9 protein-coding genes and 1 riboswitch are annotated in these 12,146 nt (G+C 44.1%); all 9 genes read right to left on the bottom strand.

The window, feature by feature from the left end:
• Nucleotides 1-1,206 carry a M20 family metallopeptidase gene (locus tag CHH58_RS08450; RefSeq protein WP_095262371.1) on the bottom strand — a complete coding sequence of 402 codons (1,206 nt, stop codon included), beginning with the start codon at nt 1,204-1,206 and terminating at the stop codon, nt 1-3.
• Between the two features lie 3 nt (nt 1,207-1,209).
• Nucleotides 1,210-2,070, bottom strand: coding sequence for a MetQ/NlpA family ABC transporter substrate-binding protein (locus CHH58_RS08445; protein ID WP_095227548.1), 861 nt, complete (start codon nt 2,068-2,070; stop codon nt 1,210-1,212).
• 5 nt (nt 2,071-2,075) lie between these two features.
• On the bottom strand, nt 2,076-2,738 hold the full coding sequence (locus CHH58_RS08440) for a methionine ABC transporter permease (RefSeq protein ID WP_095220339.1): 663 nt from the start codon (nt 2,736-2,738) through the stop codon (nt 2,076-2,078).
• A complete protein-coding gene (locus tag CHH58_RS08435; protein WP_095227546.1) occupies nt 2,729-3,754 on the bottom strand; it encodes a methionine ABC transporter ATP-binding protein in 1,026 nt (341 codons plus the stop codon). Before CHH58_RS08435 ends, CHH58_RS08440 begins: the two co-directional genes overlap by 10 nt.
• 81 nt (nt 3,755-3,835) lie before the next feature.
• A riboswitch (SAM riboswitch) is annotated at nt 3,836-3,945 on the bottom strand.
• A 171-nt stretch (nt 3,946-4,116) separates the two neighbouring features.
• Nucleotides 4,117-6,450, bottom strand: coding sequence for a GGDEF domain-containing phosphodiesterase (locus CHH58_RS08430; protein ID WP_095262370.1), 2,334 nt, complete (start codon nt 6,448-6,450; stop codon nt 4,117-4,119).
• A gap of 112 nt (nt 6,451-6,562) precedes the next feature.
• A complete protein-coding gene (locus CHH58_RS08425) occupies nt 6,563-8,749 on the bottom strand; it encodes an alpha-galactosidase (RefSeq protein ID WP_095262369.1) in 2,187 nt (728 codons plus the stop codon).
• A gap of 230 nt (nt 8,750-8,979) precedes the next feature.
• Nucleotides 8,980-9,852, bottom strand: coding sequence for a DUF4352 domain-containing protein (locus CHH58_RS08420; protein ID WP_095232134.1), 873 nt, complete (start codon nt 9,850-9,852; stop codon nt 8,980-8,982).
• 152 nt (nt 9,853-10,004) lie between these two features.
• Nucleotides 10,005-10,712, bottom strand: a complete 708-nt coding sequence (locus CHH58_RS08415) for a LutC/YkgG family protein (protein WP_095262368.1) — start codon at nt 10,710-10,712, stop codon at nt 10,005-10,007.
• Complete coding sequence (locus tag CHH58_RS08410; protein ID WP_095232132.1) at nt 10,709-12,139, bottom strand: LutB/LldF family L-lactate oxidation iron-sulfur protein; 1,431 nt, start codon at nt 12,137-12,139, stop codon at nt 10,709-10,711. Before CHH58_RS08410 ends, CHH58_RS08415 begins: the two co-directional genes overlap by 4 nt.
• Nucleotides 12,140-12,146 lie beyond the last annotated feature (7 nt).

Raw genomic sequence — 12,146 nt, 5'->3', positions numbered from 1 at the left:
TCACTTAACTTGTTTTCTAGCCTTACTCTCTTCAAAAGCAGCTTTAGCTTGCTTCAGGAGTTCTTTGTCTGTTAACAACCTGTAACCTGTATGTGCTAATACTTTGGCACCTTTTAATACGGCTGCATCACCAATTTCCGAACGGGCAGCTTCCCTGAACTCCTCTGTATGGCCAATCAAATCTTCTGGTCCAATTTGAATATAGGGATGTGCAGTCGGTATCTCATAACTGATATTACCTGTATCTGTCGAACCCCGTCCCTTGCCTTTCTTCAGATGAACATATTCTCCTACATTCTCCAATTCTTCCTTGAGCACCTGGTCCAGCACCGGATTCAGGACAAAATCCTTCACTTCATTTTGGAATCTTTCTATCTTGACGCTAGCTCCTGTAGCTAATGCCGCCCCTTGAGCAATATTTCTAACTTTCTCGGAAACAGCTTGTGCTTTTGTCCATGTTTCTGCCCGGATAAAGAAGCGTGCAGATGTGTATTCCGGTACAATGTTCGGTGCATCCCCACCGTTTGGAATAATGCCGTGCACGCGCACATCCTGCGGTAAATGCTGACGCAATGCATTGATTCCATTGAAAAGCTGAATAACGGCATCCAAAGCATTGATTCCTTTATCTGGTGAACCGGAAGCGTGAGCTGGCTTTCCGTAGAAATGGAAATCAAGGGGATCGACAGCAAGAAATTCACCAGTAACACTCGTTCTGCCAGAAGGATGAATGATTAAAGCAGCATCAATATCCTTTAGCAACCCATGTTTTACAAAGCTTCCTTTGGCACTGCCGTTTGGGCCGCCTTCCTCAGCAGGTGTGCCGAGAACCGCTACACTACCGCCAGTCTGTTCCAATGTTTCTGCCAATGCGATGCCAGCCGCCGTACTAGTAGTGCCGATAATATTGTGACCGCAAGCATGCCCGATTCCTGGCAGTGCATCATATTCGGCAAGGAAAGCAACACGCGGACCTGGTTTTCCGCTATCCTTCAACGCATAAAATGCTGTTTCATGCCCTGCTACTCCTTTATCTACTTGAAATCCCGCTTCTTCCAGCAATGCAGCAAGCGTTTCACTGGCAAAAAACTCCTGGTTGCCGATTTCCGGTTTAGCATGGATGGCCTGACTTGTCTGGATATACTTTTCCCCATTTGCGTCTAAATGCACTGCCACGCGGCTTACCTCAGTGATAGATTTACTCATAACTCATTCCTCCTCCTGTAATCTTTTCAAATGCTTTTGCAATTCTTCTTTCGGCACATCAACTACGATAGAGCCACCGCTCGTATCCTTTTCTACTGCTTCCTTCACTGCTTCATCCTGATATAGGTCGACAATTTTCTGGAACGTTTCATTATTTTCCTCTTCTTTGTTTACCGCAAAAACATTTACAAACGGTGTGATGCTATCATCATTAGCATTCTCCAGATAAATCGGATCCTCTTTCGGATTAAGACCAGCCTGACCTGCAATACCATTATTAATAAAAGATACTGCTACATCTGGCAAAACACGTGGTGTTTGCTGAGCAACAACAGGTACAATCTCAATGTTCTTCGGATTTTCTACAATCTTGGATGGATCTCCGAACTGGCCGAAGTCATCCGCTAATTTAATAACGCCAGCTGCTTCCAAAGCTCGCAGTGATCTAGCTTGGTTAGATGGATCATCCGGGATAGCAACCTTATCGCCTTCCTTCAATTCATCAAGGCTATCTATTTTCTCTGAATAAGCTCCGATTGGGGCAATGACTGTCGAACCGATGGGTACAATAGTATCACCATTTTCTTTGGCATATTGACTTAGGAAGGCGATATGCTGGAATGAGTTCATGTCGATTTCACCGTTGGCCAATGCTTGGTTTGGCAATGTATAGTCGGAGAATTCCACGAGTTCGATATTGATTCCCTCTTCCTTCGCCTTTTCTTTCAGGATTGGCCATTGGTCACCATCGGACCCTGTCACACCGATTTTAACTGTTTGACTGCCATCTGCTGAACTGCTCCCGCATGCTGCAAGGATAAACACAAACGCTAACGAAACGATTCCAAGTAGAGCTTTTTTCATGTCGATCATCTCCTTAAAATTTTTCTTGAAAGTGTATTACCAACCCATTGGGCAAGCTGGACAAGCACAATTAAAATAACGACTGTAACAATCATGACGCTCGTATCAAATCGTTGATATCCATATGTCATCGCCACATGTCCGAGACCTCCTCCGCCGACAGTTCCTGCCATCGCGGAGAAATCAATCAGACTGATTGTAATGAACGTCAATCCGAGAACGAGCGGACCGAGTGCTTCAGGAATCAGTATGGTATAAATGATCTGAAGCGGACTAGCTCCCATGGCCTTGGCAGCTTCGATCACACCAGGATCGATACTTATGAAGTTGTTTTCCACAACCCGCGCGATACTGAATGCTGCTGCAATGCTCATCGGAAAAATAGCCGCCCATGTTCCAATGGTCGTTCCGATCACCTCTCTGGTCAGCGGACTAATCGCAACTAAAAAGATAATGAATGGGATCGGACGGATAATGTTGATTAGAAAATTAATAATTTGATAAAGAAAAGCATTTTCCAAGATGTTTCCTTTTCGTGTAACAAAAAGTAAAAGACCTATAATAATACCGAAAATGGAACCAATCACCAAAGTGACAGCTACCATAAGGATCGTCTGACCAGTTGCTTCAACGATGCGAGGCCAAAAAGTCTGCCAATCTACGCCCATGCTACATCCACCTCCTCTATCTGTACGATTTCTTCTAATTCCTTCACTGCACTGACCGTTTTTCCTTCGTCTCCATCAAAGCTGACAAGTAAATTGCCGTAGAATTTAGCCTGAATCTCTTGGACGGAACCATAGACGATGTTCACGTCAATATCGTGCTTCCTAGTCACCCGAGATAAGACGGGATCGCTGGCCACCTCTCCTTTAAAGATGATACGGTACAGCTGCTTCCCGCCTTTTTGCCGCCACTCATCCAATAATGACGGAGAAGGAAGATCTTGCTGAACGGAGCGGATGAAACGCTTCGTCGTCTGATGGACAGGACTTGTGAATGTATCAAATACTCCGCCTGATTCAATGACCTCTCCATCTTCCATAACAGCAACCTTGTCACAGATTGACTGAATCACATGCATTTCATGTGTAATCAGTAGAATTGTAATGCCGAATTCCTTATTTACCTTTTTTAAGAGTCGGAGTATCTCTCCGGTTGTGTCAGGATCCAATGCCGAGGTTGCTTCATCACAAATCAGAATATCCGGCGAAGTAGCTAAAGCCCTAGCAATGCCCACTCGCTGCTTTTGCCCTCCCGACAGCTGTTCCGGAAAATCCTTTGCTTTATCCGACAGTCCAACGAAACGGAGAAGTTCTTCGACTCTCTCTTTTATTTTTGCTCGCGGCATTTTTGCCAGTTTCAAAGGATAAGCAACATTACCAGCAACAGTTCGCGAGGTTAACAGATTGAAATTCTGAAAGATCATCCCAATCCTTCGGCGTACTTTCCTGACTTCGTTTGGACGAAGACTAGCTAAATCCACACCTTGCACTTCCACAGCTCCAGCCGTAGGGTTCTCCAACACATTCACTAGCCGAAGCAATGTACTTTTACCAGCACCACTGAAACCGATAATGCCAAATATTTCGCCTTCCTCGATTGTGAGATTCACATTTCGGACAGCATGCACCTCCCGCTTACCAATTGTGAATGTCTTTGAAACATCCTTGAACGTAATCATCACTTTTCCTCCCATCAACGCAAAAGAGCCCTCTTTTTCCTTATCCAGAAAAAAGAGGGCTCCACGTATGAAACTTCCCCATTCTCATCTTCCAAACGCTCATAGGCGTTTGCAGGAATTGGCACGGTATTTGTGTAAACCCGTTGCCGAGACGTCATAGGGCCTGATCCCTCGGTCTCTCTGGATAAGAATAAAACAAGTATGTAGTTGTAAGATTTGATTACCATGTTATGGGTTTACCAATGGAATGTCAATTCATTTTTTGAAAAATCTTTTTTCTTTTCTTTGTCTATACAAAAAAAGCTGCTTACATGCAGCCTTTCAAACATAGCACAATGCTGACTAAAAGTTACTCTTAGGATTTACAGCCATTTCGAACGAAATACCACTGCCTCCATCGGTTTTCCAATCAAATATCCTTGCACTAATGTACAGCCGTTTTCTTTCAGAAACTGTAGCTGATCCTGTTCCTCGACCCCTTCAGCGATTACTTCCAGATCGAGCTGCTTTGCCATAAGCAAAATTGTCTCCACCAACACTTTATTATTGCGATCGTGCATCATATCGCAGACAAAAGTACGATCGATTTTCAATGTATGAACAGGCAGGCGCTGGATGTACTGAAGAGAGCTGTAGCCTGTCCCAAAATCATCAATGCTGATACGAATACCAAGATGCTTGATATGTTCCAAAACAGCTATGGCGTAGGAGTCACTAAATGGGATATTTTCTGTGATTTCCAATTCAAGAAAAGCCGGATCCACCTCATATTCACGCAGCGCATCCTCTAATTCTGTGAGAAAATCGGGATGAAGAAATTGATTGACAGAAATGTTTACAGCAAGACTAATTGACTCATAACCTTGTCTTTTCCAGCATCGCCATTGCCTGCACACCTCTCGGATCATCCATCTTCCAAGTGGAATAATGAAACGAGATTCCTCAGCAAGCGGAATGAATGTATTTGGAAATAGCAGCCCTCGCTCTGGATGCTCCCAGCGCATCAATACTTCTGCTCCAGATACAGTATCTGTGTCTAAATGATAAAGCGGCTGAAAGTGAAGGCGGAACTCTCCTCTTTCCAGTCCATATCGCATTTCCTTCTCAAGTTCGAGCTTCGATTGTTCAGCAGGGAGAGCCGACTCATCATAGAAGAGCCAACGCTTACCGTGACTTTTCTTTGCTGCATACATGGCAGTATCTGCTTTAATAGTCAATGGTTCGACATCTTCAGCATGCTGCGGATATAGACTGATTCCAATACTCGCTGAAACAAATACTTCATTTCCATGGAGATAAAATGCTTGTTCGATTGCTTGTATTAAGTCACATACAGCCTTTTCTATCTCAGGAATTTCTGTAACAGGCAACAAAATTAGAAATTCGTCCCCGCCTTGGCGGAATACTTTTGCACCCGACACAAGATTCTCTTGCATTCGTTCTGCTACCTGCCTGAGCAGCAAGTCACCGGCACCATGATTCATCGTGTCATTCACCCACTTGAATCGATCCATATCCAAAAAGAGCAAGGAAAAGCCGCTTTTTTCCGTTGCTACCCATTCTGATGCTATCCGGTCAAATTCACGACGGTTCGGGAGCCCTGTCAGCGGATCATGAGCAGCCAGGAATTCCGTTCGTTCGATGGAGGCTTCCAATTCCTTATTTTTTTGAAACAGCTCTTCTGTTCGCTCCAGTACTTTACCTTCCAGTTCAAGCATGAGTTTTCTGTTCTGGAACATCGTATGCATTTGTCGAAAGATGATCAGTAATGTAGAAACGATACAGCCAAGCGCTATTAAATCAAATCCGCCTCCTCTGGCTACGATAAGTGCTAGTAAAACCAGAACGCTGACATTGGAAAACCATAGTCGTGCTGAAAATAGCGGCGTGCTTGCAGTTCGGGATTCCTGCCTGCTAAGTGCGTCAAGATCATCCGCAAAGTAAGCTGCACCGCCAATTACAAGCAAACTTGCTGTCCCGAGCCAGTCAATGGGATGTCCGAAGTAATACATATTTTGTGAACCCAAATACAAAAAGATGGTATCTGAGATCAAGAAAAGCAAAAAGCCAACATAGATACATGCTAATGCCTTTGACAAACGCTGATAACTGAGAGCATTGAATACACAAATCAAGAAAAACAGTACAATCAAATCGCCAGCTGGGTGACTGATGGCGAAAAGCTGTATGATGAATCCATCCTGGGTCAATTGAACCCAAGTTTGCTTCATCAAAAATTCCCAACTCAAACAAGCCGCAGCAACAATGATGATCACAGCATCATAGACAACTTCATAAATTGTCACTTCGCCCGCTTTTTGTTTAATCAGATACAGGAATGAAAATAAACAGAAGATAATCGACACATTCCAAAATATATCCGATGCTGCTATCAAAATGTCATTCATTCCAATATGAAAATTATAAAAATAGGAGCTCACTGTGGCTATTAGACAGCCTAGCAGCGTAAAGCATAGAAACAGCCAAAACCGCCGCATTTGCCGCTCTGCTGCTTGATAAGCACGAAAGGCCCAAAATGCCGGCAGACCGGAACCGATGATTGCGAAGAGACCTGAACCTAGCGCAAGTTCCCGGGGTTCCTGGCGAAATAGAAATAAATAAACTGCAGAAAAAAGCAGGAATATAAAAACAAAGGTTGTATATGCTTTGATGTTTCTCTTATTTGTCTTCTCCAACAGCTGCCTTCTCTCTTGTTAGTTTAAAATAGTAGCTAAAGTATACGATAACCGAGCCTGTTTTCCTATACAGCAAAATAAAAAAGTCGCATCTAAAATGCGACTTTTAATGCTATTCAGCTTTTAGATGCCAGGTATAACTTACGAAGTCTCCAATAAGGTCTGTAGGTATACGAATACCGCTGTATTCCAGCTCACCACCGCTATATATTTCACTTGTGCCAATGATCCGGTAGTCTTTGGCACCGTCCAACCCCTTCATTCGCAAAGAAGCGAGCGGTGCTGCCGGCTCAGCCAGCACACGATAATAACAAATAAAAGCTTCAGTTTTGTCTTCATCCACAAACATCCAGGCAGTTTCATTGCCTTCGAACGGGCTTTTCAAACGATAGAATCTCCCAAACTGAACGAGCCTGCGAATCTTTTTATAAGAAGTAATCTGCTGTTTGACAATCTCCTTCTCCTCGCTAGTAAGCTTTGTGAGATCTAGCTCATACCCTAGATTTCCTGCCATTGCGACGTCTCCCCGCATCTCCAACGATGTAAATCGGTGCACTTGATGGTTCGGCACATCCGATACATGAGAACCCATCGAGGCAATCGGATAAAGCAGGCTTGTACCATATTGAATCTTAAGCCTCTCAACAGCATCTGTATTATCACTTGTCCAAGCCTGCGGCATATAATACAAAATTCCCGGATCATGACGGCCGCCGCCTCCTGAACAGCTCTCAAATAAAACATTCGGAAAACGCGAGGTAATCTCATCCATCACTTCATAGACACCAAGAATATGACGATGCGCCGTTTCCCGTTGGCGTTCATGAGGTAGCAAGGATGACCCAACTTCTGACAGATGCCGGTTCATATCCCATTTCACATAAGTGATAGGGGCACTTTCCAAGATGTCTGCAACTCTTTTGATAATCTCCTGTCGAACGTCCTGTCTCGAAAAATCGAGCACGAGCTGATCACGGCTTTCTGTACGATAGCGATCCGGGACATGCAGACACCAGTCTGGATGCTCACGGTACAAATCACTGTCCACAGAAACCATTTCCGGCTCAAACCAAAGTCCAAATTGCATGCCTAATTCGTTCACACGTTTCGCCAAATCCTCAAGTCCATTCGGTAGCTTCGTTTTATCGACGAACCAATCTCCCAATGATGTGGAATCTGAGTTCCGTTTTTTGAACCAGCCATCATCCAATACGAAAAGCTCGATTCCGAGCTCACTGCCAGCTTTAGCGATTCCCTCAATTTTATCAGCATCAAAATCGAAATACGTCGCTTCCCAGTTATTAATCAGAATCGGACGCTCTTTATCTCTGTATTCCCCTCTTACTAAATGCTGCTGATAAAATCCATGCAGTGTTTGCGATATCCCTCCTAGACCAACCGCTGAATAAACAAGCACTGCTTCCGGTGTTTGGAATGTTTCATTTGGTTCCAAGACCCACGTAAAGTCGAACGGGTTGATACCCATTGTCACTCGAGTCGTAGCAAACTGATCTACTTCTGCCTGGGCCAGGAAATTACCGCTATAAACAAGATGGAATCCGAACACTTCTCCCTGTTCTTCTGTTGCGTGCTTCTCCATTAAAGCGATAAACGGATGCTGCTGATGGCTGCTTGCTCCGCGTGTGCTTTCTGTAGACTGAATACCTGCCTGCAGAGCACGTCTTTCGAGATGCCTTTCCTTTCCCCATGCTCCCGGCATAGTCAGCATGTCAAAGTCTGACCGATGGAAGTCTACACTTGCACTAGCAGCCTGTAAGAGCTTTAGCTTCTGTTTACCGTTATTACAGAATTGAACAGACCTCGCGACCACATCATACTGACTGAAAATTGTATAGAGCAGTACTACTTCCAACTGAAGCAAATCATCCTCCATTGTAATTTCCAACGTTTCTGCGCTTTCTTGACCAGCATAAGTTGCCGGAAGCCCTGCAAGCTTCGGCTTGCCGCTGAAGATGCGATGTGATTTGTAACGCAAATCGGTCACCGTCGATCCATTTTCTAACTGAATCTGGTAGGCCGGCTTCCGAAAATCTGAATTACCATACTGCGGATATTCCTGCGGTAAAGCATCCAACGTAAAAGTCCTGTCTCGATGGTATGGATTAGGTGAGAAAGAACGATCTATGTACTGTTGCCGATTACTATTACGAAACTGCCTGATCTTCCTCCCCCAATACTGGTGCGTCAAATAACCATCTCGCTCCAGCTGCATAACATAACTAGTTGATTTTCCCTGCAGATGAAAAGTACGCTGTTCTTCATCGTATCTAATCGCCATCGCTTTTCTACCCCTTTGAACTTTTAGTTGGTAACATATACTGTTTTTCTTCGCTGCTTCTATGCTATAAAACTTCATATTAAAATATTTCTGATTATCTATTAAAGATTATCAGTCATTGTCTTTCTATCTGAATTTAACAAGATAACCATAACAAAGAAAGCGCTACCAAACAAGCTTTAAAAGTTCTTTTCAAACAAAAAAGCCACCCCTTAGGATAGCCTTCTAAGTTATTTCACTTCAATTGTCCATTTAGCAGTTGCATCCGTTACAAAGTCTGTATAATACACTTCGTAAGGTCCTTTTCCGCTAACAGCGTAGAACCCTTTTCCTGATGTATTCTTTCCAGGTTTAATATCCGCCGTTAAATAATCAAGCGCATAGGTTTCCATCAATGTTCCGTCTGCATCGTAAACTTGGAAATCATACGTATCGAAATACAGATCTTCATCTGTAGCATTTTGAACCGCTACATCGAGGCTTAGCACTTCTGCCGGCTCTTCTTCATATTCGTTACGCTCATCTGTATAGGCTGGATTGCTTAATGTGATGATAGTACCAGCAACATCTACCTTATCACCTAGTTTAAATTCTCCTAGATCTACTCCGTCACTTGATGCATTTTCTTCATCATATTCAATGGGCTTGTCATTTTCCATGATTGTATAACCTGTTAAATCAGTGAATATGATTGTTGGTTCTTTCTCATTGTAATACACGGAATGCTTATAGAACTCACGGAAAAACGCATCCATGATAGCAGCTGTCATCCCGTTCTCAAGTGTTTCACCATCCGAATTATTGAATTCCACTTCAATAGTTTCGTCGTTTGACAATTTAGCAGAACTGATTGCAATTTCACCATCTTCATCCGGCTCAGACATTGCATCGAGAAGTTTCTTAAAATCCTTCTTAGAAAGATTGACCTTATCCCAATCCTCTTCTGTCATGTTTTCCCAATCCATCTCTTCAAGCTCGGATACGCTTGTTGTCTCTGCTGCACTCGCTTTTTTTTCTTCTTTTACTTTCGTAGCTTCTTCCCCGCCACAAGCACTTAAAATAAATAATAAGACCAACACACTACCAAATAATAACTTTTTCACGTACTCTTATCCCCTTTTTCTCTTTCACACAATATGTATGTAAGCCTATTTTACCATCTATCATTTTGAAAATATATACTTTTAAAGGGGTTAGTTACTAATTTAAGCAGAATAAAGAAAAAGACACAATTTAACTTAACCGTGTCTTTTTTTCACCTGTCTTCAATTACTATATAAGCCGCCTTCACAGGTCCATGGACCCCAACAACCAGGTTCATTTCGATATCTGCGGAATTGCTCGGACCAGTGATGAAGTTAATACAGGATGCAATAGCTTTCCCTTCCTGAACTTGCTTTGAGATAAGCTGAGCAGCCTGTGTCATCCGTGGGACGATGGTGCTTTTCGGTACGAGTGCAATATATTTATGTGGCAGCAGGCTCACCATACGGCCTTTCCCCTCACCCGAGAAGAGTACGACTGTCCCTGATTCAGCAAGAGTGATATCGCTGAATGTTATGCCAATATTAGCCTGTTCCACAATTCCAATGTTGTCATGGCCAATAGAAGGATCCCATTCATGTACATCGATTCCTTGTTCCGGCCATCTTTGAAGCTGTTCCCGTAAACCGAACGTATCGTAACGAGTATCCTGCCAAATGGCCAGTGGTCCGCCGCCATAAGCAGCCACGGTTTCCTCCAGCACATTTGGCAGGGCATGCGAATCAGTCTCAATCAGCTCGGTATGGATTAACCGGCATTGATCGCGAAGTATGTCTACAAGCTCATCCTGTGTTTTATTAGTCAGCGTTTTATCTTGCGGTCGATAATTCCAGTTTCGCGATGGTCTTTCTGTCAGTACTTCTGTACGACTGAGGCGGCTGGCGACATTTGCAAGGAATCTTTCCCGGTTCTGTATCATGCCTTGCCACTCTCCTTTTCGTGCTGCTTGAACCAGTCACGGAATCGTTCTTTATTCGGAGCAGGAAAATCTCGAATTTCGGTCCATGCCTTCAGCGGACCTGGTCCTTTCGAAATGGTTTCATCCTTCGTAAAAGGCTTCATGACAGAGCTCGCCATCTTCGATCCAGCTGCGTACAACGGGTTGGAGGAAGCCCCAATTCCGAATGCTTTCATAGCCATCTTCTCAGAAATCGGTGCGCGTCCTTCCCGCTCGACGATCACTTGTCGATGACGATGCAGTAGCTGATGCAATGGAATTTTTACTGGGCAAGCATCCGTACAGGCCGCACAGAGTGTAGATGCATATGGTAGCTCCTTGAAATCATCATATCCTCCCAACAGAGGGGTAAGCACCGCCCCGATTGGTCCTGGATAAATGGAGTTATAGGAATGGCCACCGATATGGCGGTATACCGGACAAACGTTGATACATGCTGCACAGCGAATGCATTGGAGTACCGATTGGAATTCGGTTCCGAGAATACCGGAACGCCCGTTATCCACGATGACAAGATGAAACTCGGATGGACCATCAACCTCTTCTGCTGTTCGCGGACCAGTCAATGCCGTAATATAACTCGTCAATTTCTGACCGACTGCACTTCTCGTCAGCAGGCCGACCAGTACTTCGAACTCCTCAAATGTAGGTACGATTCGCTCCATCCCCATGACGCAAATCTGCGTATCTGGTAAATCAGACACCATCCCTGCATTTCCTTCATTAGTGACCAGGCCGACAGAACCAGATTCTGCAATGGCAAAATTACATCCTGTGATACCGATATCTGCTTGCAGGAATTCCTGGCGCAGTTTCTCCCTGGCGTGGAGTGCTAGTTCTTCCGGTTTGGAGGTAAGCTTGTAGTCCAGCTTCTCGGTAAAAACCTCCTTGATCTGCTCTTTGTTTTTATGAAGCGCAGGTGTCACGATATGTGAAGGCGGATCATGGTCATCCAGCTGCAGAATGTATTCGCCAAGATCTGTTTCAATGACGTCACAGCCTTCCTGTTCTAATACATCATTCAAACCTATTTCCTCTGTGACCATTGATTTGGCCTTCAAAATTTTCTTGGCCCGTTTTTCTTTCACTATACTCTTCACATAGTCATTCGCATCCTCTGCAGTAGCAGCAAAAAATACATGCCCGCCGCGCTTTTGCAGATTTTCGGAAAGCTCCTGTAAATAGTAGTCGAGGTGATCAAGTGTATGCTGACGTATCTCTTCCCCATGAGACCGCCATTCCTCCCAGTTACCGAGTTCTTCAGCCGCATCTAGTCTCCTTGTTCGCAGGCGTTCCTGAGCCCCAGCAACTGCACCGCGCATGAACGTGTCTTCCATCTGCTTGTTCACATTATCCTTGAATTTCTCATTCCCTATTTTCATCGCCATGCTTTTC

It is taken from the genome of Terribacillus saccharophilus (assembly GCF_002272745.1).
Lineage (GTDB): Bacteria > Bacillota > Bacilli > Bacillales > Amphibacillaceae > Terribacillus > Terribacillus saccharophilus_B.
This window is presented reverse-complemented; position numbering and strand designations above follow the sequence as displayed.